Genomic DNA, 23,621 nt, shown 5'->3' with positions numbered 1-23,621 from the left:
TATAACGCTATTTTTTGCGATATACGCCATTTTTTTGACTACGGATAACCCTATGGGGTTAACCCTCTTCTATCATTACCCCTGCAATCGACGTGGCATTCTGACCTCCGGTCGGTGGCCTTTTGGCAAGATTTTATTTTAAATTCATAATTATAAGCGGGTTTACCATGAGCAAAAAACTGACTGGCTTTGAAAAAAAGCGTCGGTGGGGATGGCTATGGCTTTTGCTGCTGGGGATTATCCTCGGCGCAGCGCTGTTGGCCGGGACCGCCACCGTCTTCCATAAAACCAGCGATACCGCCTTCTGCGTTTCCTGCCACACCATGCAACAGCCGCTGGCCGAATATCAAGGCAGCGTCCACTTCCAGAACACCAAGGGCATCCGCGCCGAGTGCGCCGACTGCCACGTGCCGCATCAGCCGATCGACTACCTGTGGACCAAGATCCGCGCGGTAAAAGACATCTACGGCGAAATGGTCGGCACCATCGATACGCCGGAGAAATACGAAGCGCACAAGCTGGCGATGGCGCAGTCAGTCTGGAAAACGCTGAAAGAGAACGACTCGGCCACCTGCCGCTCCTGCCACAGCTACGACGCCATGGACATCACCGCCCAGCGCCCTGAGGCGCGCCTGCAGCACCCGGTGGCGATCAAACAGGGCGAAACCTGCATCGATTGCCACAAGGGCGTGGCGCATATCCTGCCGGACATGAGCGGCGAAACCCAGGCCGGCGCCGCCGAGCTGGCGAAGGCCGCGGCGTTGACCGCACCGGACGCCACCACCCTCTACACCATCGCCACCGAGCCGTTCTTCCTCGGCGCCAACGACAGCCATAACGCCGGCAACCTGATGCCGTCCACCGAAGTGCAGGTGGTCAAGCAGGATGGCGACAAAGTGCTGGCCACCGTCAGTGGCTGGCAGCAGGACGGGGTCAGCGAAGTGTTCTACGCCGCGCAGGGCAAACGCATCCTCAGCGTGCTGCTGGGTGAGGAAGCACGCCAACAGCTGAAGACCGCCGCCACCCAGACCGATGCGGAAACCGGCCTGGTCTGGCATCAGGTTTCTCTGCAGGTGTGGCTGCCGCGCAAGCAGTTGATTGACGATCAGCAAAAAATCTGGCGCTACGCCGCGGACATGATGTCGGCCAACTGTACCGGCTGCCACGGGCTGACCGCGCTCGATCGCTTCAACGCCAACCAATGGATCGGCGTCATCAAAGGCATGGCGCCACGCACCTCGCTGACGCAGGAACAGCTGCGCGTGCTGACGCAATACGTACAAAAACACGCCAGCGACATGCCACCTGCCGCACCGGCCAAGCTTTAAGGGAGAAGCGCAATGAGCAACCAACAACCGTTAACCATGAGCCGCCGCCGCTTCCTGACCGGCGCCGCCGCGCTGGCCGCCGCCCCGCTGCTGGCGGGCTTATGGCCCAAAGCGGCGCTGGCGCAGGCCATCAGCGAAGCGCTGCCGCAGTTCATCGTCTTGCGTCAGGCGCAGAAAGGCATTCTGACCGGCGCCCACTGGGGCGCGTTTGAGGCCATCGTGCAGGACGGCAAGATGGTCGGCGTGCAGCCGGTGCAGGACGATCCGTATCCCAATGAGCTGATCACCATGGCGCCTTATCAGGTGCACGCCGAGAACCGCATCAAATATCCGATGGTGCGCAAAAGCTGGCTGGAAGGCGGCCCCGGCAGCCGCACCGAACTGCGCGGCCGCGACGAGTGGGTGCGCGTCAGCTGGGACAAAGCGACCGAGCTGGTGTGCAATGAGATCGTTCGCCTGCAGAAAGATCACGGGCCGCAGTCGATCTACGCCGGTTCCTATGGCTGGAAAAGCGTCGGTATGCTGCACAACAGCCGCACGCTGCTGCAGCGTCTGATGAACCTGACCGGCGGCTTCCTCGGCTACGCCGGCGACTACTCCACCGGCGCAGCGCAGGTGATCATGTCGCACGTGGTCGGCTCGATGGAGGTCTACGAACAGCAGACCGCCTGGCCGAACGTGATCGAGAACAGCGAGCTGGTGATCCTGTGGGGCTGTAACCCGATGGTCACGCTGAAAAACAGCTGGAACGTGCCGGATCACGTCGGCCAGACCGGCTTCGAGGCGCTGAAGAAGAAAGGCACCCGGGTGATCAGCATCGATCCGGTGCACAGCGACAGCGCCAAGTTCGTCAATGCGCAGTGGATCGCCCCGCGCCCTTATACCGACGGCGCCATGCTGATCGGCATCGCCCACACGTTGCTGACCGAGAAGCTGCATAACCCGGACTTCCTGAAAACCTACACCGTCGGCTTCGACAAGTTCCAGGCCTACCTGCTGGGCGAGAGCGACGGCGTGGCGAAAACCGCCGAATGGGCGGCCGACATCAGCGGTGTCGCTGCCGACACGCTGCGCGGTCTGGCGCGTGAGATGGCGAAGCATCGCACCATGATCATGGGCGGCTGGGGCATTCAGCGCCAGCACCACGGCGAGCAGCAGCACTGGCTGCTGGTGACGGTGGCGGCGATGCTCGGCCAGATCGGCCTGCCGGGCGGCGGCTTCGGCTTCAGCTATCACTATTCCTCCGGCGGCAGCCCGACCGCCAAGGGCGGCATCATCGCCGGCATCTCCGCCGGCAACGCGCCGAAGAACTCGCCGGCGCCGATCCCGGTGGCGCGCATCGCCGAATGCCTGAGCAACCCGGGCAAAACCATCGACTTCAACGGTGCCAAGGTCACTTACCCCGAGGTGAAAATGGTGTATGTGGCGGGCGGCAACACCTTCCACCAGCATCAGGACACCAATAACCTGGTCAAAGCCTGGCAGCGGCCGGACACCATCGTGGTTAACGAGCCTTACTGGACCGCTACCGCCAAGCATGCCGATATCGTGCTGCCGGCCACCACCAGCTACGAGCGCAACGATCTGGAAATGGGCGGCGACTATTCGCAGCTCTACGTGTTCCCGATGCATCAATGCGTGCCGCCACAACACGAGTCGCGTAGCGACTTCGACATCTTCTCGGCAATGGCGGCCAGGCTGGGCGTACAGGAAGCCTTCACCGAGGGCAAGGATGAAACCCAGTGGCTGAAAGGCATGTACGACGACATGAAGAACCAGGCGCGCGCCGCGCGGGTGGCGCTGCCGCCGTTCGACATGTTCTGGCAATCCAACAATTACGTGCGCTTCCCGGTGCCGGAGGCCAATAAGCAGTGGGTGCGCTTCGCCGACTATCGCGACAACCCGTTGCTGAACCCGCTGGGCACGCCGTCGGGCAAGATCGAGATCTACTCCGACGCCATCGCCAAAATGCATTACGAGGATTGCCCCGGCATTCCGACCTGGATGCCGCCGCACGAGTGGTATCGCGGGCCGGAAGCGGCCAAATATCCGCTGTCGCTCAATACCGCGCACCCGACCAACCGGCTGCACTCCCAGCTCGATAACACGCCGCTGCGCGAGAAATACGCGGTAGCGGATCGTGAAGCGATCCTGATCCACCCGCAGGACGCGCAGCCGCGCGGCATCAGCGGCGGCGATCTGGTGCGGGCGTTTAACGATCGCGGTCAGATCCTGGTGGGCGCGGTGGTCAGCGAAGACGTGCGGCCCGGCGTGGTGCGCATCAGCGAAGGCGCCTGGTTCGATCCGGCCGATCCGGCGCAGCCCGGCTCGCTGTGCAAGAACGGCAACGTCAACTGTCTGACCTTCGACATCGGCTCTTCCAGCCTGGCGCAGGGCAACTGCGGGCAGATGGCGCAGCTGCAGATCGAGAAGTATCAGGGGCCGGTATTGAAAAATACCGCGCACGCAGTGCCGCAAGGCGCCTGATCCCACGGTAAACAGAGGGCGCAACGCGTAATGCCGGTCAGTTAAGCCTGACCGGCATTTTTTATCCAGTCTCTGTACGCGCCGTGCAAAAGGAATAGCCTTAAATATCCGGTATTTCTCTGCGACCGCCATGAACGGCACCTGGAGAGACAGCCACTACGCCGTTCCCCCACACCGTTCGGGTCGGCTGCGATGGCGGCAGGCGCGACGCTGTGTCTGTGGCGGTTGAAAGACGCTTAAGGCGCAGTGTCCGCCTCCAGTCTGGCGAGGTAAATCAGCGCCTGATCGCGGTGATCGTGGCACATGTCGCGGCTCGGCTGCAGGCTGCCGCACACCTTCGGCCGCAGCGGCGAATGAAACAGGCCGCAGCGCTGCCGTTCATCCAGATGAATGCAGCGAGTATTGGCGGGCTTGCCGTTCGGCATGCCGGGGATCGGGCTGGATATTGACGGCGCGATACAGCAGGCGCCGCAGTCGCTGCGACAGTCCATCAGCGCTACTCCTGGTGGGCTGGGGGGAAAGAAGCGCGACAATAGCAGCCGCACGCGGCCACCGCCAGCAGAATCCCTGCGTCCCCGCGATCTTTACACTCATCGCTCTGCGCCGGCCGGCTGCACCCGATGGCGAATAAACGCCCAGCAAACCTTGATTTAAAGAAAAAAACGCGTGAAACGTGCAATTCCTTCGCTTTACATGCGCCATGCGCCCATGTACTATTGAGCTAGTACAAAAGAACTTCTTCCCTCAGGAGCACGCATGTCTACGGACACCATTCAGAAGCTGGCCCGCCCTTCCGTCCTTGGCGGCGCGATGATCATTGCCGGAACCGCCGTTGGCGCCGGCATGTTTTCCATTCCGATCGTCACTTCCGGTGTCTGGTTCAGCGGCTCCGTCGCGCTGCTGGTTTATACCTGGGCCTGCATGCTGCTGTCCGGCCTGATGATCCTCGAAGCCACGCTGCACTACCCGAGCGGCGCCAGCTTCAACACCATGGTCAAGGATCTGCTGGGCAAAGGCTGGAACGCGGTGAACGGCCTGTCGGTGGCGTTCGTGCTGTACATCCTGACCTACGCCTATATCTCCGCCGGCGGCTCGATCATCGCGCACACGCTGGAGGGCATCGTCGGCGTCGGCCAGACTACCGCCGGCCTGGTGTTCGCGCTGGTGGTGGCGTTTATCGTCTGGCTCTCCACCCGCGCGGTCGATCGCCTGAGCACCATTCTGATCGGCGGTATGGTGATCACCTTCGTGATGTCGGTGGGCGACATGTTCACCCACGTGCAGCCCGCGGTGCTGTTCAACACCGGCGATGATCGGGCCAGCTATCTGCCTTACGCCCTGGCGGCGCTGCCTTACCTGCTGACTTCGTTCGGCTACCACGGCAACATTCCCGGGCTGGTGAAGTACTACCACAAGGACAGCGGTTCCGTGGTGCGCAGCCTGGTGTACGGCACCCTGCTGGCATTGGCTATCTACATCCTGTGGCAGTATGTGATTCAGGGCAATATCGCGCGCGACGCCTTTAAGCAAGTGATCGCCGAAGGCGGCAATATCGGCAGCCTGCTCAAGCAAATGGGCAACGTCTCCAGCAGCCAGACCGTCAGCCAACTGCTGAACGCCTTCTCCTATATGGCGCTGGCCAGCTCGTTCCTCGGCGTATCGCTGGGCCTGTTCGATTATCTGGCGGACTTCTGCAAGTTCAAGGACGACGCCGTCGGGCGCAGCAAGACCGCCCTGGTGACCTTCGTGCCGCCGACCCTGGCCGCGCTGCTGTTCCCGAACGGTTTCCTGTACGCCATCGGCTTCGCCGGGCTGGCGGCCACCGTCTGGGCGGTGATCGTGCCGGCGCTGATGGCGCGCGCCAGCCGCCGCCGTTATCCGCAGGCCGGTTACCGTGCACCGGGCGGCAACGGCGTGATCCTGTTCGTCATCCTGTTCGGGTTGATCAACGCCGCCGCACATATTCTGTCGCTGTTCGGCCTGCTGCCGGTCTTCCGGTAATCCTCGAAGGGAGAGCGCCTGCTCTCCCTTTCCTGCACTGTTTTTACGCCGGGCTATTGCCTGAAATCGGCGGCGCGAGTACCTTGTCGCAACTTCTCTAATACTCTTCATTGCGGATGAAATTGAAATGGCAAGAGCTAACGAAATTAAGCGCGGCATGGCGATCAGCTACAACGGCAAGCTGCTGCTGGTAAAAGATATCGACGTGCAGAGCCCGAGCGCCCGCGGCGCCAGCACCCTGTACAAAATGCGCTTCTCCGACGTGCGCACCGGCCTGAAAGTGGAAGAACGCTTCAAGGGCGACGATATCCTGGACACCATTTCCCTGTCGCGCCGCAAGGTGAACTTCTCCTATATCGACGGCGAAGAATACGTGTTCATGGATGACGAAGACTACACCCCGTACATTTTCAAGAAAGACCAGATCGAAGACGAGCTGCTGTTCATTCCGGAAGGCGGCCTGCCGGGTATGCAGGTGCTGACGCTGGATGGCCAGGTGCTGGCGCTGGAGCTGCCGCAGACCGTGGATATGGAAATCGTCGAGACCGCGCCGGGCATTAAAGGCGCTTCCGCCAGCGCCCGCAACAAACCGGCCACCATGGCGACCGGCCTGGTGATCCATGTGCCGGAATACCTCAGCGCCGGCGACAAAATTCGCATTCATATCGCCGAACGCCGCTACATGAGCCGCGCAGACTAGTCGCGCCTACGGGGCCGATACTCGGCCCCGTTTCATTTTCCGCTACGGCAATTCCGGGAAAAAGCGCCGCTTGAGCGCCAGCTCGACGCCGCGCAGCTCCGCCAGCCCTTTCAACCGCCCGATGGCCGAATAGCCCGGATTGGTTTTCTTTTTCAAATCGTCCAGCATCTGATGCCCATGATCGGGGCGCATCGGGATCGGCCGCCGATCGCCCGCCCGCTGCCGACGCAGTTCTTCGGTCAGGATCGCTTCGATCACCGCCACCATGTCCACATCGCCCTGCAGATGCGCTCCCTCGTGGAAGCTTTTCGGGTTTTCCTCGCGGCAGGTGGCGCGCAGGTGGGTAAAGTGAATGCGGTCGCCGAAGGTTTCAATCATCCGCACCAGATCGTTGTCGGCGCGCACGCCGTAGGAACCGGTGCACATGGTGAAGCCGTTATGAATGCTGTCGACGGTCTGTTTCAGCCACTGCATGTCTTCGATCGTGGAGACGATGCGCGGCAGGCCGAGGATCGGCCGCGGCGGATCGTCGGGATGCACCGCCAGCCGGATGCCGACCTCTTCCGCCACCGGCACGATGGCGCGCAGAAAGACCGCCATGTTTTCGCGCAGCCGCGCCTTGTCGATGCCGTCGTATTCCGCCAGGCGGCGGCGGAACTGCTCCAACGTATAGCCTTCTTCCGCACCCGGCAGCCCGGCGATGATGTTGCCGGTCAGCGTGGCTTTCTCCTCCTCGCTCATGGCGGCGAAATAGGCCGCCGCCTGACTGCGCTCTTGCGCCGTATAGTCCGCCTCGGCGCCGGCGCGCTGCAGGATATGCAGCTCGAACGCGGCGAAGGCTACCTGATCGAAACGCAGCGCTTTGGAACCGTCCGGCAGCGGATAGGCCAGATCGGTGCGCGTCCAGTCGAGGATCGGCATGAAGTTGTAGCAAACGGTGTCGATGCCGCAGGCCGCCAGATTGCGCAGTGACTGCTGGTAATTGGCGATGTACCGCCGCCAGTCACCGCTGTGGGTTTTGATCTCCTCATGTACCGGCACGCTCTCCACCACCGACCACACCAGCCCCTTTTCCGCCAGCAGCGCCTGCCGCGCGCGGATCTCGTCGATCGGCCAGACTTCGCCGTTCGCAATATGGTGCAGCGCCGTGACCACCCCGGTCGCCCCGGCCTGACGCACGTCATCCAAAGAGACCGGATCGTTCGGGCCATACCAACGCCATGTTTGTTCCATGTTGTGTCCTTATGCCTGTCTCGCATCGCGATGTTGTTATACCAGTTTAATTTAGATGTCAGCTAGATTTAACTTACTCTTTCGCCGCGCGCTGTCAAAATTGAACCGTTCATTGGTTGATCCGCTTCACGATTCTGGCTTATTTTGGCCTGACCAATTCCCTTAACCTGCCGACAACTTTAGACTGGTGGCAGTTTTTTATCGTCAGCGCGCCCTTGTTGATGGGGCGACAAACTGGTCCGCTAACTTGACGCAAGTGGCCCGCCAGCTGTCTACTCGCTTTGGAGATGAGATGAATACGATCGCCAACACCCCGCTGCCGGGCGCCGTCCGGCAACCGAATTATGATCGCCGGGCCCTGCGCAGCCGCATCGTGCACCTGGGTTTCGGCGCGTTCCACCGCGCGCATCAGGCGCTGCTGACCGATCGGGTGCTGAACGCCCAAGGCGGCGACTGGGGCATTTGCGAGATCAGTCTGTCCGGCGGCGTGCCGCTGTTTGAGGCGCTGCGGCAACAGGATCATCTGTACAGCGTGCTGGAGAAAGGCGCGGACAGCCATCAGGCTATCGTGATCGGCGCTGTGCGTGAGAGCCTGCACCGCAAGCTGGAGGGCATCGCCGCGGTGCTGGAGAAGCTGGCCGAACCGCAGGTGGCGATCGTCTCGATGACCATCACCGAAAAAGGCTACTGCATCGAGCCCGGCAGCGGACGGCTGGACAGACAGCATTCGGGGATCGTCGCCGATCTGGCGTGGCCGCATCAGCCGCAGACCGTGCCCGGCATTTTGGTGGAAGCGCTGCGGCTGCGGCGCGAACGCGGCCTGCCCGCCTTCTCCCTGCTCTCCTGCGACAATATTCCGGAGAACGGCCATGTGCTGCGCCGGGCGGTGCTCGATCTGGCGCAGGCGCGAGATCCGTCGCTCGCCGATTGGATCGCCAGCGCCGCTACCTTCCCCTGCACCATGGTGGATCGCATCGTGCCGGCCGCCACGCCGGCCACGCTGGATGAGATCGCCACCGCGTTGGGCGGCGTGCGCGACGAATGCGCCATCGCCTGCGAGCCCTTCATTCAATGGGTAGTGGAAGACAACTTCACCGCCGGACGCCCGGCGTGGGAGTTGGCCGGCGCCCAGTTGGTCAGCGATGTGCTGCCGTTTGAACACATGAAGCTGCGCATGCTGAACGGCAGCCACTCGTTCCTGGCTTACTTAGGCTACCTGGGCGGCTACCGCTATATCAACGAGTGCATGGCGGGTGAGCACTACCGCCGCGCCGCCCTGCGGTTGATGCTGAACGAACAGGCGCCAACGCTGAGCGTCACCGGCATCAGCCTGCCCGATTATGCCGCACAGCTTATCGCGCGCTTCAGCAATCCGGCGCTGCAACACCTCACCTGGCAGATCGCCATGGACGGCACGCAGAAGCTGCCGCAGCGGCTGCTGGATGCCGTGCGCTGGCATCTGCGGCACGGCGGCGACTATAGCGGGCTGGCGCTGGGCGTGGCGGGCTGGATGCGTTACGTCGGCGGCGTCGATGACGCCGGTGAGCCGATCGACATTCGCGATCCGCTGGCAGACGTGCTGCAGCAGACGATCGCCGCCACAACGGACGATCGACGGCGCGTAGCGGCGCTGTTGGCGTTGAAATCGGTATTCGGCGAAACGCTGGCGGCGCATGCGGCGTTTAGCGAAGCGGTGACGCAAGCCTATTTATCACTGCGCGATCGCGGCGCGCGTGAAACGGTGAAGGAGTGGGTGATGCGGTGAGGAGCCTGCAGGGCCGAGAATAACCATGCCGGCGTAACGTTACGCCGGCATGGCGGAACGACTTAACGATAAACGACCGTCATAACAGCGAGTTTCTTCTGTTGGTCTACCCACTTCATTTCGGTTGTGCCTAGATTTAGCGGAAGTTCTTTGCGTGTAGTATCAAAACCTGACAACGCTTGCTGGGCCTGATAATGCTGGCCGTTGCGGTAACATTGCGTATTCGCCTTAGAATCTGCAATCTTGACCGTGCAAGGACTTTCAACGATAGAGCCGACGAAGCGAATTACCCCGCCGGCCACTCCTGCCTGACTCACTGCCGTCCATGAAAACAACATTCCTACGATCAAAAATAACCGAAAGGTATTCATGGCAACCTCATTTTTAGTTAAGCCAATTTAACCATAGAGGAACTTGTTAGGAATAATCGCAAGGAAAGGGACGAGATTTGATCGTTAATCTCGTCATTAACAATGTAAAAACAAGCTACTAACAAAAGTTAACCGCATCTAATACAGGGTTTTATCTAAGAATTTTCTTGTTATAAACGGTGGATTTTGTCGGTTGAAAAGCGCATGGTGACGTGCAAAATTTGCGAGATAGAGCACAAATTAAATTGCGGCCGTTTCACCGACACGGCTGCGTAACTCATTTATTAAGCAGGTTAATTTTTGCGCCAGGAATTATTAATGACCAAAACCAATTTGATTACCGGTTTCCTCGGCAGCGGCAAAACCACCACTATCCGCCATTTGCTGGCTCATAAGCCCGAACATGAACGCTGGGCGGTATTGGTCAATGAATTCGGCGAGATCGGCATTGACGGCGCGCTGCTGGCAGACAGCGGCGCGGTGCTCAAAGAGATCCCCGGTGGCTGCATGTGCTGCGTCAACGGCCTGCCGATGCAGGTGGGCTTGAATATGCTGTTGCAGCAGGCCAAACCGGATCGGCTGCTGATCGAGCCGACCGGGCTCGGGCATCCGAAACAAATCCTGTCGCTGCTGACCCAGGAGAGCTATGCCGGCTGGATCGATCTGCAGGCCACCCTGTGCCTGCTGGATGCCCGCCAGCTCAGCCAGCCGCGCTACCGCGACAACGAAAACTTCCGCGATCAGCTGGCCGCGGCCGACATTATTTTGGCCAGCAAAAGCGATACCTACCGGCCGGAAGACAGGCTGGCGCTGGAGGCCTGGAAGGCGCAAGACCCGCTGCAGCGGCCCTGCTACGCCATCGCGCAAGGCGAAGCGGATGGCGCGCTGTTGTCACTTCCGCGCACGAATCGTACAGAATTGCCGGACGCGCAGCATCATCATGGTCAGGCGAAAAAGCAGGGGCTGGCGGCGCTGCGGCTGCCGGAGCACGCCCGCTGGCGGCGAGCGTTGAATGAAGGGCAAGGCTTCGCCAGCTGCGGCTGGATTTTTGACGGCGATACCCGGTTCGACACCGTCGGCTTCATGGAATGGGTGCGACTCGCGCCGGTCGAACGCGCCAAAGGCGTGGTACGCATCCCCGAAGGCACATTGCTGATCAATCGTCAGGGGCAGGATCTCAACATCGAAACCCGCCCGGTCGCGCCGCTCGACAGCCGAATTGAGCTTATCCACAGCGAAAATGCCGATTGGAATGCCCTGCAATCCGCCTTGTTTAAGATTCGTTTAAGTTAGACCCCGTACCGTTGCCCCCCGGTTGCCGCAGGGCTGCCGGGTTTTATTTCGTTTTCATTTTTCCAACAGGTTATGTCATGACACGCCGCAATTTACCCCTCATTCTCTTCTTCAACTTACTGGGCGTTGCGCTGTTTCTGTCCTGGTTCCTGCCGGCCAATCACGGCGGCTGGTTTACCCTGGATTCGGCGATTTTCTTCTTCTTTAACCGCCATCTGGCCACCGACCCGGCGTTTTTACACCTGGTCGCCATCACCAACAACCGCGCGTTCGATGTGATTTCGCTGCTCGCCATGGGGCTGCTGTATCTGTACTTTTATCTGAAGCAGGACGCCGCCGGCCGCCGCCGTCTGGTGATCACCGGCGTGGTGATGCTGCTGACCGCCGTGGTGCTGAACCAGCTTGGCCACCTGCTGCCGGTGAAACATCCAAGCCCCACCCTGACCTTTGACAATATCCATCGCGTCAGCGAGCTGACCGGCATCCCCACCAAGGACGCTTCCGGCGACAGCTTCCCCGGCGACCACGGCATGATGCTGATTATTTTTTCCTGCTTTATGCTGCGCTATTTCGGCCGCGGCGCCTTCGCCGTCGCCCTGCTGATTACGTTGGTCTTCTCATTGCCGCGCGTGATGATTGGCGCCCACTGGTTTACCGATATCGCCGTCGGCTCATTGTCCGTGGTGCTGGTTGGCGCCAGCTGGGTGCTGATGACGCCTTGCAGCGACTGGATCGTCGATCGGTTGAATCGCCTGTTGCCCGGTAAGCACCGCCCCGGCCAACCATAATTTGTGTCTATGACTCATGCCGGGAGGCTTACGCCTCCCGCCCTCTTCCCCTCGCCGCGCGCAAAAATTTCCCCACCGTTCGTTAACGCTTTTGCAACCTGATTTCACGCCAGATTCATACATCGGGCAATTGGCGTTTTTTATATGAAGATTTACATTATGTTACATCACAAATTCATATAAAAAAGACGGGAAAAAGGCTCGCAATCCCCTATTGGTTCCGGTAATCTCAGATGCGTTTGTGCCTGGTTTAAGTCGAATCAGTATGAAATCCGATAAAAATGTGCGTTCTCGCACGTTTTCAACGGTAACTGGTTGTCGATGCAACAGGTGCGGACTAGGCTCGTTTCGTTTGGCATTTTTCAGGTAGCGACTTTCGTCGTTAAGGACTTCAAGGGAAAACAACAACAATGGTCAAATCTCAACCGTTTCTGAGATATTTTTTGCGGGCAGTCCCTGCAATTGCCGCTGCGGTTATGCTGTCAGCGTGCAGCTCGACTCACACTTCGAACTTGAATAACGCACAAACTGAGATGCGTGCAGTTAATGACAAAGACGGTCTTTTACTGCAAGCCTCTCAGGATGAATTCGAAGCGATGGTCCGCAACGTTGACGTCAAGTCAAAGATTATGGATCAGTACGCGGATTGGAAAGGCGTTCGCTACCGCTTAGGCGGTGACACCAAGCGCGGCATCGATTGCTCGGCGTTTGTACAGCGCACCTTCCGCGAACAGTTCGGCATGGATTTACCGCGTTCGACCTATGAACAGGAAGATCTCGGCAAGAAAATTCAGCGCACCAAGCTGCGCGCCGGCGATTTGGTGCTGTTCCGTGCCGGTTCTACCGGGCGCCATGTCGGCATCTATTTAGGCAACGATCAGTTCGTTCACGCCTCCACCAGCAGTGGGGTCATGATTTCCAAGCTGACCGATAACTATTGGAATAAACGTTATCGAGAAGCGCGCCGGGTGCTGACCAACGGTTAACGGCGCAACGCCCTGAAGATCCTGAATACCAAACGAGCGATAAGCGCCGCCCACGGGCGGCGTTTTTTTTGGTTGTCGAACAGGCATCATCAAAATTGATCCCTGCCTTATCGTCACCTTTCCCTGCTTAACGCCGCCGCACGCCATTATTTTGATAAACTGTTGGCAGGAAATCGCCCCGTCGAGGAAAAACTCGCCTATTATCGTCAGATGATGGCAACGGCACCCCGGCGTTATTTAAAACGTTTCCGCTGATATTATGCGCATGATATTTCTGTCGGCGACGCCGCATATTTAAATGGCGCCGCCGGTTGGTACGGGATAAAAAGGCAAAAATGAAAAAAAAGCCGTTGGCACAATCCATTAACTGGCTGCGCGACACGCCTGACGCCCGGTTGCAGAGGACTCGGTTATGGGCTTGAAAAGAGCTTTCGCCCGTAGCGTGTCTCACCGACAACGCAGCCTGGCTAAAAGCGGTGTCGCCGCCCTGGTATTTTTTACGCTATTCACCGCGGTCACGCTTTCTTTGATCAACCACCAGCGCACGCAATATCAACATAAGGTCGAAGCGCGCACGCAAAAGTTCACGCTGGGTTATATCTCGCATCTGACGGCGGTGATGCGGCAAATGATGCCGCTGCTGGACAAGCCTTGCCTCTCCAGCCAGTCGGATATTACCTACCAGGCGGCCTTTACCAGCGGCGTGCGCACCTTCCTGTTGGTGAAGGACGGCTACGCCTATTGCTCCTCCGCCACGGGCGACATGATGTTGCCGATGAAAAATATCTATAAGGATATCGACTGGGATCTGCCTCTGGATCTCAAGCTGCAGCAGGGTACGCCGATGGTGCCAAATAAACCGGCGGTTGCGGTTTGGCTGCGACATCCCGCCGAAAAGGCCACCGGCATCCTCGCTACGCTGGACATCGATCTGATGCCCTACCTGCTGTTCACCTCGCACGACGAACAGGCGCCGGGCATCGCCATCGTGATGGGCAACCGCGCGCTGACCACTTTCAGCCCGAACCTGATGCCGGTCAATCAGCTACCGAAGGGCAAGGCGGATACCCTGACGCTGCCCAATCTGCCGCTGACCATCCTGTTCTACAACGAGAAACTGACCCCCAACGACATTCGCCTGACGCTGCTGGGCAGCCTGGTGCTGTCATTGATGACCGGCGTACTCTGCTACTACATGCTGCTGCTGCGGCAAAGCCCGGAACGCGCGCTGCTGCGCGGCATCAAGCGCAACGAGTTCTTTATCGAATACCAGCCGGTGTTCCATACCGATAGCAACAGCATCGGCGGGCTGGAAGCGCTGATCCGCTGGCAGCATCCGATCGAGGGCCGCATCCCACCCGATGTCTTTATCCCCTACGCCGAAAGCAACGGGCTGATCGTGCCGCTTACCCGCCACCTGTTCAGGCTGATCGCCGAAGATGCGCCACAGCTCGCCAAAGCGCTGCCACGGGGAGGTAAAGTCGGCCTCAACATTTCCCCCGCCCACCTTAGCGCACCGTCGTTTCACCAGGACGTGTATGAACTGTTGACGCAGCTGCCGGGCGATTACTTTACGCTGGTGTTTGAAATCACCGAACGCGGCATGGTGGAAGAAGAGAGCGCGCTGACGGAGTTTGACTGGCTGCACAAACAGGGCATCGAGATCGCGGTGGATGATTTTGGCACCGGGCACAGCGCGCTTATTTATCTTGAGCGCTTCACCATGGATTATCTGAAGATTGACCGTGGCTTCGTCAACACCATCGGCCAGGATACGGTCACCGCGCCGGTGCTGGATGCGGTGATCTCGCTGGCGAAAAAGCTGAAAATGCTGACGGTGGCCGAAGGCGTGGAAACCGCCGAGCAGATGCAGTTTCTGCAAGAACACGGCGTCAACTTCATGCAGGGGTACTACTTCAGCAAGCCGCTGAGCATCGATGATTTCGTCGCTTATTGCAATGCTCATCAGGTCTTTGATTATCAGGAAAAAAATAGTTAATCTTTAAGCATCTTTACCCTGCGCCCGTCCGAAGAATGTTATGCTGGGCGCAGGTTGTACTTTATTCCACAGCAGGAGCTTACCGTCTGATGTCCGTGCGCATTTTCGCTGCTCTGGTGCTCTCGGCACTGAGCTTCGGTCTGCGGGCCGAAGCCCTCAACGAAAGCTACGCTTTCGCCCTTCTCGGTGAACCGAAATACGCCACCGACTTCAGCCATTTTGACTACGTCAACCCGGCGGCGCCCAAGGGCGGCGACGTGCGGCTGGCGGCCATCGGCACCTACGACAACTTCAACCGCTTCGCTACCCGCGGCGTGCCCGGCGAGCGCACGATGGAGCTGTACGATACGCTGTTCACCAACTCCGACGACGAACCCGGCAGCTATTACCCGCTGATTGCCGAATCGGCCCGTTTCCCGGCCGACATGCGCTGGATGGAATTGGATATCAACGCCCGCGCGCGCTTCCAGGACGGCAGCCCGATCACCGCCGCCGACGTGGCCTTTACCTTCAATAAATTCATGACCGAAGGCGTGCCGCAGTTTCGCTCCTATTACAAAGGCGTCACGGTCAAAGCCATTTCCCGGCTAACGGTACGCATCGAGCTGCCTAAGGCGAACCGTGAGCAAATCCTCAGCCTGCTCAGCCTGCGCGTATTGCCGGAAAGCTTCTGGAAAAACCATAAGCTCAACGAACCGCTCAGCACCCCGCCGCTCGCCAGCGGCCCGTATAAAATCGGCGATTATCGCCTCGGCCAGTACATCACCTATCAGCGGGTGCGCGACTACTGGGCCGCCAATCTGCCGGTGAACCGCGGCCGCTACAACTTCGACAGCATTCGCTACGATTATTATCTGGACGATAAGGTATCGCTGGAAGCCTTCAAGGCCGGCGCCTACGATTTCCGCATCGAGCCGTCGCCCAAGAGCTGGGCCACCCAATATCAGGGCGGCAACTTCGCGCGCAACTACATCATCAAGCAGGACGAGACCAACCAGGCGGCGCAGAATACCCGCTGGCTGGCGTTCAATCTGCAAAAACCGCTGTTCGCCGATCGTCGGGTACGGGAAGCGATCGGCCTGGCTTTCGATTTTAACTGGATGAACAAGGCGCTGTATTACAACGCCTATCAGCGCGCCGACAGCTATTTCCAAAACACCGCCTACGCAGCCCGCGGCTACCCGGACGCCGCTGAACTGGCCTTGCTGGCACCGCTCAAGGGCCAGATACCGCCGGAGGTATTTACCAGTATCTACCAACCGCCCTCCTCCGACGGTAGCGGCAACGATCGACAAAACCTGCTGAAGGCGACCCAACTGCTGAAAGAAGCCGGTTGGGTGGTCAAAAATCAAAAGCTGGTCAACGCCAAAACCGGCCAGCCGTTCACCTTTGAACTGATGCTGCTGAGCGGCAGCAACTTCCAGTACGTGCTGCCGTTCCGCCACAACCTGCAGCGGTTGGGCATCGAGATGCAAATCCGCGAGATTGACGCCTCGCAGTACACCCGCCGCATGCGCGAGCGCGATTTCGACATGATGTCGACGGTGTATATGGCGATGCCGTTCCCCAGCGCCGATCTGCAAATTCTGTGGGATTCGCAGTACATCGATTCCAGCTATAACACCCCCGGCGTCAAAGATCCGGCGGTCGACAGCCTGGTCAGGCAAATCGCCGCCCATCAGGGCGACGAAAACGCCCTGTTGCCGCTCGGCCGCGCACTGGACCGGGTGCTGACCTGGAACAACTACATGCTGCCGATGTGGTACTCCAACCACGACCGCTACGCCTATTGGGACAAGTTCTCCACGCCGTCGATCCGCCCGGCCTATGCGATCGGCTTTGACAACTGGTGGTACGACGTCAACAAGGCGGCGCGCTTACCGGCTCAGCGGCAATAAGGAGTCGGAATGGCGGCCTATCTGATACGCAGACTGTTATTGGTGATCCCCACGCTGTGGGCGATCATCACCATCAACTTTTTTATCGTGCAAATCGCCCCCGGCGGTCCGGTCGATCAGGCCATCGCCGCCATTGAGCTGGGGCACGGCAGCGGGTTTGGCAGCGGCGGTGTCGGCGAAGGCCTGGGCCACGCCCGGACGGGCATCGCGGCTGGCGACGGCCAATATCGCGGTTCGCGCGGCCTGGATCCGGAGGTGATCGCCGAGATCACTAAGCGTTACGGCTTCGACAAACCGCTGCACGAGCGCTACTTCACCATGCTGTGGAACTATATGCGCTTCGACTTCGGCGACAGCCTGTTTCGCGGCGCTTCGGTGATGCAGCTGATCGGCCAGAGCCTGCCGGTCTCCATCACGCTGGGCCTCTGGAGCACGCTGATCATCTATCTGGTGTCGATCCCGCTCGGCATCCGCAAGGCCGTCCACAACGGCAGCGCGTTCGATACCTGGAGCAGCACGCTGATTATCATCGGCTACGCCATTCCGGCTTTTCTGTTCGCCATTCTGATGATCGTGCTGTTCGCCGGCGGCAGCTACCTGGACTGGTTCCCGCTGCGCGGCCTGGTATCGAGCAACTTCGACACCCTCTCATGGCCGGCGAAGATCGCCGACTACCTGTGGCACATCACCCTGCCGGTGCTGGCGACGGTGATCGGCGGTTTCGCCACCCTGACCATGCTGACCAAGAACTCATTCCTCGACGAGATCCGCAAACAGTACGTCACCACCGCCCGCGCCAAGGGGCTGGACGAGAAAAAAATCCTCTACCGCCACGTGTTCCGCAACGCCATGCTGCTGGTGATCGCCGGTTTTCCGGCCACCTTTATCAGCATGTTCTTCACCGGCTCGCTGCTGATTGAAGTGATGTTCTCGCTCAACGGCCTGGGGCTGCTGGGCTACGACGCCACGCTGCAGCGCGACTACCCGGTGATGTTCGGCACGCTGTATATCTTCACCCTGATCGGCCTGCTGTTGAATATCCTCAGCGATATCACCTACACCCTGGTCGATCCGCGCATTGACTTCGAGGCCCGCCAATGAGCCGCCTTAGCCCGATCAACCAGGCGCGCTGGGCGCGTTTTCGCCGCAACCGCCGCGGCTACTGGTCGCTGTGGATCTTTTTGGTGCTGTTCACCCTGAGCCTGGCCGCCGATCTGATCGCCAACGACAAACCGCTGTTGGTGCGTTATGAAGGCCGGTTGTACCTGCCGTTTATGATTAGCTACAGCGAAACCGCCTTCGGCGGCGAACTGAATACCGAAGCCGACTATCAGGATCCGTTCGTGCAGCGGCAGATCGAACGGCACGGCTGGGCGGTCTGGGCACCGATCCGCTTCAGTTACGACACCATCAACTTCGCCACCGAGGTGCCCTTCCCTTCGCCGCCTTCGCGGCACAACCTGCTGGGCACCGACAGCAACGGCGGCGACGTGCTGGCCCGGGTGCTGTACGGTTTTCGCATTTCGATGTTGTTCGGTCTGGCGCTGACGCTGTTTTCCAGCCTGATCGGCGTGTGCGTCGGCGCGACGCAGGGGTATTACGGCGGGCGTTTCGATCTGTGGGGACAGCGCTTTATCGAAGTGTGGTCGGGCATGCCGACGCTGTTTCTGATCATTCTGCTGTCGAGCATCGTCCAGCCCAATTTCTGGTGGCTGCTCGGCATCACCATCCTGTTCGGCTGGATGAGCCTGGTGGGCGTAGTGCGCGCCGAATTCCTGCGCACCCGCAATTTTGACTATATCCGCGCCGCGCGCGCCATGGGCGTGCCGGATCGGGTAATCATGTCCCGCCATATGCTGCCCAACGCCATGGTGGCGACGCTGACCTTCCTGCCGTTTATCCTCTGCGGCTCGATCACTACCCTGACGTCGCTCGATTTCCTCGGTTTCGGTCTGCCGATAGGCTCGCCGTCGCTCGGCGAATTGCTGCTGCAAGGCAAAAACAATCTGCAGGCGCCGTGGCTCGGCATCACCGCCTTCCTGGTATTGGCAGTGCTGCTGTCGTTATTAATCTTTATCGGCGAAGCGGTGCGCGACGCCTTTGACCCCAGCAAGGCGCATTGATATGGCCACTCCTTTGCTCGCTATTCAGGATCTCAGCATCGCCTTCCGTCAGGGCGACACCGTCACGCCGGTGGTCAACGAACTCTCGCTGCAAATAGCGCCGGCGGAAACGCTGGCGCTTGTAGGGGAATCCGGCTCCGGCAAAAGCGTCACCGCCCTGTCGATACTGCGTCTGCTGCCCGCGCCGCCGGTGGTTTACCCTGCCGGCGATATTCTGTTCAACGGCGAGTCGTTGCTGCATGCGCCGGAGACTGACCTGCGCAAGGTGCGCGGCAATCAGATCGCGATGATCTTTCAGGAACCGATGGTGTCGCTTAACCCACTGCACACCATCGAGAAACAGCTGGCGGAAGTGCTGATGCTGCACCGCGGCCTGCGGCGCGAAGCCGCGCGCGCAGAGATCGTCGAATGCCTGGAGCGCGTCGGCATCCGTCAGGCCAAAAACCGGCTGCAGGACTATCCGCACCAGCTGTCCGGCGGCGAACGCCAACGCGTGATGATCGCCATGGCGGTGTTGACCCGCCCGAAACTGCTGATCGCCGACGAACCCACCACCGCGCTCGACGTGACTATCCAGGCGCAGATCCTGACGCTGCTGCAAGAATTGAAGCAGGAAATGGGCATGGGGTTGCTGTTCATCACCCATAATCTGAATATCGTGCGCCGCCTGGCGGACAACGTGGCGGTGATGCGCCAGGGGCGCTGCGTAGAGCAAAACGGCCGCGCGCAGCTGTTCAGCCGGCCGCAGCATCCCTACACACAGCAGCTGCTGGCCGCCGAAGACGTCGGTGAGCCGCTGCCCACCGCGCGCCCCGGCGACGAGCGGCCGCTGCTCAAGGTGGAAGATCTGCAGGTGCGCTTCCCCATTCGGCGCGGCCTGCTGCGCCGCACGGTGGATTATCACTATGCGCTGAAATCGTTGAGTTTCGAGCTGCGCGCCGGGGAAAGCGTGGGGCTGGTGGGAGAATCCGGCTCGGGTAAAAGCACCACCGGGCTTGCGTTATTGCGTCTGCTGGCCTCGCAGGGCGCCATCTGGTTCGACGGCGAACCGCTGCACCCGCTCACGATGAAGCAGATGCTGCCCTACCGCAGCCGAATGCAAATCGTCTTCCAGGATCCATATTCCGCCCTGAATCCGCGCCTGAACGTGCAGCAGATCATCGCCGAGGGGCTGGAAGTGCACCAGCGGCTTAGCGCCGAGCAGCGGGAACAACGCGTGATCGAGGTGTTGCGGGAAGTCGGCCTGGATCCGCAGCTTCGCCACCGCTATCCCACCGAGTTTTCCGGCGGCCAGCGCCAGCGTATCGCCATCGCGCGCGCGCTGATCCTGCAACCGCAGCTGCTGATCCTCGACGAGCCGACCTCTTCACTGGATAAATCGGTGCAGGCGCAGATCCTGACGCTGCTGAAATCGCTACAGCAACGCCACCGGTTGGCTTATCTGTTCATCAGCCATGATCTTCAGGTGGTGCGTTCGCTATGTCACCAGGTCATCGTACTGCGACAGGGGGAAGTGGTTGAACAGGGAGACTGCCGGGCGATTTTCGCGGCGCCCGCAGCCGACTATACCCGTCAACTGCTGCAGTTGGCGGATTAGCGGCGAATTCAGAAGGGGTATTGCGCGCTGAGCGGTTCGGCGATCGCGGCGCCGACGTTTTTCAGGCGGCACATGGTGGCGCTCTCATCGCTGCGCTGCACGAACAGGCAAGGTTCCCCTTCCCATTCAACGATCGCACAGTCGACCTGAATCTCCTGCAGCGACAGATTGAGCTGTTGCATTACCTGCCAGGCCTCGGCCCCTTCATGGCTGAGCAGCTTCAGTCCAATCAGGTTGTTATCTTCGTCTATTCCGTTAAACGGAATCGGTTCGACCTTCACGCCGGTGAAACCGGATAGCCAACGATAACTTTGCGGCAAGCGATGCACTACCGAAAGTTGGATACTCTCCACATGAAATCCCTAGTTTGAAAAGGTGAAACACTTTTACCTGACAGGGTTACTAAGTTATAGCCGTTGACTCCCGACTCTGCCGCGCACAAATGTTATTTAAATGTAAATTTTGCCGCAAGCCATTAACCTGACCCCGTGCTTGCCGATGCCGTGCCACTTTTTGGCGCGCCGTGCGGTGTTATTTCACGGCATTTTGCGACTCAGCTCGCATTTTTGCGTTATATGTAACCCTTTCCCGCAGCGATCTCAACTCTTTTTTCTTGCAATGCGACTACTTTTTCGTCGCCATATTTTTACAATGAAGAAACATCTTACCCGTCACGTTAGCGCCGTCACCGCTGCTAATACCTTGATTTACATCAATACTAATACAAACCCCCCGTGCGGCTCAGCCGACAGCACGCCGCGCCTCCCGGGGAATATTGGGCGGCACGGCGACGGAATTTTTTAACAAAAAGCACACAGGTGAGAAAGCGGCTAATTGATTAGCTTGCGTATATTTAGCAACAAATTTTTCATTGCCGGTTGCACCCTGAAATGGCAGGGCGCAACCCCGTGACGATGCGGAGCGACACGCCCCGAATCGGGAGAACGTCAGGCTGCGCGATCGCGCGGCCGGCTGGCGTAAACATAGAACAGCACCGCCACGATGCTGCACAGCGCCATCGAGGTGACCATTGGCCAAGCGCTTTTGCCCGGCGCCATCGACAGCACCGCCCCCACCAGCGCACCTATGCTGAAGCGCAACGTGCCGGCCAGGGAAGAAGCGGTGCCCGCCATATGCGGAAAATCATCCAGGATCACCGCCATGGCGTTGGAGGAGATCATCGCGATGCACCCCAGATAGACCGCAACGCCGATCACCAGCGCCCAGAAGCCCAGGCCCACGGTGCTCACCGCCATTAGCCACAGCCCCATCGCCAGCTGTACCAGCAGCCCCAGCTTGAACATCTTGACCGCGCCGAAGCGCCGCACGTTGCGGCTGTTGATCAGCGTCGTCAGGAACAGGAAGACGATGTTCAGCGCAAAATAGTAACCGAAATGCTGCGGCGAAACGTGGTTCAGTTCGATGTAGACGAACGGCCCGGCGCTGAGGAACGAGAACATGCCCGCAAACGAGAAGGCGCTGGCCAACATGTAACTCAGCACCCGCTTATGACGGAACAGCGAACCGAAGTTGCCCAGCGTGGTGCGCAGGTGGAACCGCTGGCGCCGCTCTTTCGGCAGCGTCTCCTTGATGAACAAGGCCACCAGCAGCGAACCGATCAGCGCCGCGGCGCCCATGGTCCAGAAGATGGCGTGCCAGCTGAACCACAGCAGCAGCGCACCGCCGATCATCGGCGCCAGCAGCGGCGCAATGGTCATCACCAGAATGACGAACGACATCATGCGCGAGAACTCATCCTTGGTGAACATATCGCGCATCAGGGCGTTGATCACCACGCTGGCGGCCGCCGCCGCCAAACCGTGCAGGAAACGCAGCCCGATCAGTTGATCGATCGACTGCGCCATGGCACAGGCGCAGCCGGCGATGGCGAAGATCAGCGTTCCCCACAGGATCACCGGCTTGCGGCCGATGCTGTCCGACATCGGCCCATAGAACAGCTGCCCGAAGGCAAAGCCGAGCATATAGGCGCTGAGCGTCATCTGCACGCTGCCGGACTCGACGCCAAACTGGGCGGCGATCACCGGCATACTGGGCAGGTACATGTCGATGGCCAACGGCATCAACATGGACAACAGGCCCAGAATGAAAATCAAACCGAGATGAGAGGTTCGGTTCTGTTGCACGTTCCACGACTCCTTAATCGGCCGCAATCAATGATCGGTTATCAGTCCTGCAGGTGCGGCGCGCCCACGCTGGCGATCTCTTCTTCTGTCAATGGGCGGTATTCGCCCGGCGCCAGATCGTCATCCAGCACGATGGCGCCGATGCGCTCGCGGTGCAACGCGATCACCCGGTTGCCGACGGCGGCGAACATCCGCTTCACCTGGTGGTAGCGCCCTTCGCTGATGGTCAAGCGCACCACGTGCTCGTCGACCTGCTCCAGCGTCGCCGGCCGCGTCAGATCTTTCTCGTTGTGCAGTTGCACCCCTTCAGCGAAACGCTGCGCGGTGTCTTCCGCCAACGGGTGCTCCAACGTGACCAAATAGGTTTTCTCGCAGTGGTGGCGCGGCGACGTGACACGGTGCGACCATTGACCGTCGTCGGTCATCAGCACCAGCCCGGTGGTGTCGATATCCAGCCGCCCGGCGGCGTGCAGCTTGTACGCGACCGGCTCATCGAGGAAATACAGCACCGTCGGATGATCGGGATCGTCGGTAGAGCAGACGTAGCCCTGCGGTTTGTTGAGCATGAAATAGCGCGGGCCGTTCTGCTGCTGCAGCGGATTGCCGTCGAACGCCACTTCTTGCTCCGGGGTCAGTTTGACAGCCCCGCTCTTCACTACCTCACCGTCCACGGTGACGCGTTTAGCCCGAAGTTCGCGCGCGACCAGCGCACGGCTGATGCCTAACTGCTGAGATAAAAACTTGTCCAATCGCATGGGATCTGCTTTGCCTGTCGTTGTTATGATCGCATTGATCGTATTGCCAAAATATGACGCCCGCCGTTGCACCGGGTGCAAATAGCAGGTTCAGGGGGGGAATCGCGTGGGGGAACAGCGATTGCTGTCACACAAGTATAGCGACACAACGCG

19 protein-coding genes are annotated in these 23,621 nt (G+C 59.8%); 13 read left to right on the top strand and 6 right to left on the bottom strand.

All coding sequences use genetic code 11. The annotated features are described in order from the left end of the window. Positions 1-167: 167 nt before the first annotated feature. Positions 168-1,328: a NapC/NirT family cytochrome c gene (locus ACMGF7_RS15565; protein ID WP_033632562.1), complete on the top strand. Its 1,161-nt coding sequence runs from the start codon at positions 168-170 to the stop codon at positions 1,326-1,328. A 12-nt stretch (positions 1,329-1,340) separates the two neighbouring features. After that, positions 1,341-3,815: a trimethylamine-N-oxide reductase TorA gene (gene torA / locus ACMGF7_RS15560; protein ID WP_049242541.1), complete on the top strand. Its 2,475-nt coding sequence runs from the start codon at positions 1,341-1,343 to the stop codon at positions 3,813-3,815. A 236-nt stretch (positions 3,816-4,051) separates the two neighbouring features. Here the strand turns inward: torA and ACMGF7_RS15555 are convergent, their stop codons facing one another. Beyond that, positions 4,052-4,306, bottom strand: a complete 255-nt coding sequence (locus tag ACMGF7_RS15555; protein WP_306377578.1) for a YkgJ family cysteine cluster protein — start codon at positions 4,304-4,306, stop codon at positions 4,052-4,054. A gap of 265 nt (positions 4,307-4,571) precedes the next feature. Here ACMGF7_RS15555 and mtr point away from each other — a divergent pair, with 265 nt between their 5' ends. Together mtr and yeiP are read left to right on the top strand one after the other, a co-directional pair. After that, entirely contained in the window at positions 4,572-5,816 is a 1,245-nt protein-coding gene (gene mtr, locus ACMGF7_RS15550; RefSeq protein WP_004935722.1) for a tryptophan permease, read from the top strand. A gap of 127 nt (positions 5,817-5,943) precedes the next feature. Continuing rightward, positions 5,944-6,516 carry an elongation factor P-like protein YeiP gene (gene yeiP, locus ACMGF7_RS15545; RefSeq protein ID WP_004935725.1) on the top strand — a complete coding sequence of 191 codons (573 nt, stop codon included), beginning with the start codon at positions 5,944-5,946 and terminating at the stop codon, positions 6,514-6,516. 42 nt (positions 6,517-6,558) lie between these two features. On the opposite strand, the gene uxuA is transcribed toward yeiP, so the two are convergent. Further along, complete coding sequence (gene uxuA, locus ACMGF7_RS15540) at positions 6,559-7,749, bottom strand: mannonate dehydratase (protein ID WP_021505921.1); 1,191 nt, start codon at positions 7,747-7,749, stop codon at positions 6,559-6,561. Between the two features lie 292 nt (positions 7,750-8,041). Here uxuA and ACMGF7_RS15535 point away from each other — a divergent pair, with 292 nt between their 5' ends. Continuing rightward, a complete protein-coding gene (locus tag ACMGF7_RS15535) occupies positions 8,042-9,514 on the top strand; it encodes a mannitol dehydrogenase family protein (RefSeq protein ID WP_420286502.1) in 1,473 nt (490 codons plus the stop codon). A 62-nt stretch (positions 9,515-9,576) separates the two neighbouring features. Here ACMGF7_RS15535 and ACMGF7_RS15530 read toward each other — a convergent pair whose 3' ends face one another. Beyond that, positions 9,577-9,885: a type 1 fimbrial protein gene (locus ACMGF7_RS15530; RefSeq protein WP_004935734.1), complete on the bottom strand. Its 309-nt coding sequence runs from the start codon at positions 9,883-9,885 to the stop codon at positions 9,577-9,579. 318 nt (positions 9,886-10,203) lie between these two features. On the opposite strand from ACMGF7_RS15530, the gene ACMGF7_RS15525 reads away from it, so the two are divergent. From ACMGF7_RS15525 to yejF, 8 genes are all read left to right on the top strand, one after another. Then, positions 10,204-11,178, top strand: a complete 975-nt coding sequence (locus tag ACMGF7_RS15525) for a CobW family GTP-binding protein (RefSeq protein ID WP_021505923.1) — start codon at positions 10,204-10,206, stop codon at positions 11,176-11,178. 77 nt (positions 11,179-11,255) lie between these two features. Continuing rightward, a complete protein-coding gene (locus tag ACMGF7_RS15520) occupies positions 11,256-11,966 on the top strand; it encodes a phosphatase PAP2 family protein (protein WP_004935741.1) in 711 nt (236 codons plus the stop codon). A gap of 410 nt (positions 11,967-12,376) precedes the next feature. After that, positions 12,377-12,952: a bifunctional murein DD-endopeptidase/murein LD-carboxypeptidase gene (gene mepS, locus ACMGF7_RS15515; protein WP_049242549.1), complete on the top strand. Its 576-nt coding sequence runs from the start codon at positions 12,377-12,379 to the stop codon at positions 12,950-12,952. A gap of 412 nt (positions 12,953-13,364) precedes the next feature. Further along, a complete protein-coding gene (locus ACMGF7_RS15510; protein WP_049242552.1) occupies positions 13,365-14,951 on the top strand; it encodes a cyclic di-GMP phosphodiesterase in 1,587 nt (528 codons plus the stop codon). Positions 14,952-15,040: 89 nt separating this feature from the next. Further along, positions 15,041-16,849: an extracellular solute-binding protein gene (locus ACMGF7_RS15505; protein ID WP_033632554.1), complete on the top strand. Its 1,809-nt coding sequence runs from the start codon at positions 15,041-15,043 to the stop codon at positions 16,847-16,849. A gap of 9 nt (positions 16,850-16,858) precedes the next feature. Beyond that, entirely contained in the window at positions 16,859-17,950 is a 1,092-nt protein-coding gene (locus ACMGF7_RS15500) for a microcin C ABC transporter permease YejB (RefSeq protein WP_004935753.1), read from the top strand. After that, on the top strand, positions 17,947-18,972 hold the full coding sequence (locus ACMGF7_RS15495) for an ABC transporter permease (RefSeq protein ID WP_015378535.1): 1,026 nt from the start codon (positions 17,947-17,949) through the stop codon (positions 18,970-18,972). The genes ACMGF7_RS15500 and ACMGF7_RS15495 overlap by 4 nt, the downstream gene beginning before the upstream one ends. 1 nt (position 18,973) lies before the next feature. Further along, positions 18,974-20,569 (top strand): microcin C ABC transporter ATP-binding protein YejF, encoded by a 1,596-nt coding sequence (gene yejF, locus ACMGF7_RS15490; protein WP_049242553.1) that lies wholly within the window; start codon positions 18,974-18,976, stop codon positions 20,567-20,569. Between the two features lie 8 nt (positions 20,570-20,577). Here the strand turns inward: yejF and ACMGF7_RS15485 are convergent, their stop codons facing one another. The 3 genes from ACMGF7_RS15485 to rsuA form a co-directional block, all read right to left on the bottom strand. After that, entirely contained in the window at positions 20,578-20,922 is a 345-nt protein-coding gene (locus ACMGF7_RS15485) for a YejG family protein (protein ID WP_004935763.1), read from the bottom strand. Between the two features lie 594 nt (positions 20,923-21,516). Continuing rightward, positions 21,517-22,713 carry a Bcr/CflA family multidrug efflux MFS transporter gene (locus ACMGF7_RS15480; protein ID WP_015378537.1) on the bottom strand — a complete coding sequence of 399 codons (1,197 nt, stop codon included), beginning with the start codon at positions 22,711-22,713 and terminating at the stop codon, positions 21,517-21,519. 41 nt (positions 22,714-22,754) lie between these two features. Continuing rightward, positions 22,755-23,468, bottom strand: a complete 714-nt coding sequence (rsuA, locus tag ACMGF7_RS15475; protein WP_004935770.1) for a 16S rRNA pseudouridine(516) synthase RsuA — start codon at positions 23,466-23,468, stop codon at positions 22,755-22,757. Between the last annotated feature and the right edge of the window lie 153 nt (positions 23,469-23,621).

The sequence above is a fragment of the Serratia sp. BNK-17 genome, assembly GCF_048684935.1.
In the GTDB taxonomy this organism is placed as follows: Bacteria; Pseudomonadota; Gammaproteobacteria; order Enterobacterales; family Enterobacteriaceae; genus Serratia; species Serratia nematodiphila.
Note: the sequence above shows the minus strand (reverse complement) of the source record. Positions and strands in the feature narration are given on the sequence as shown.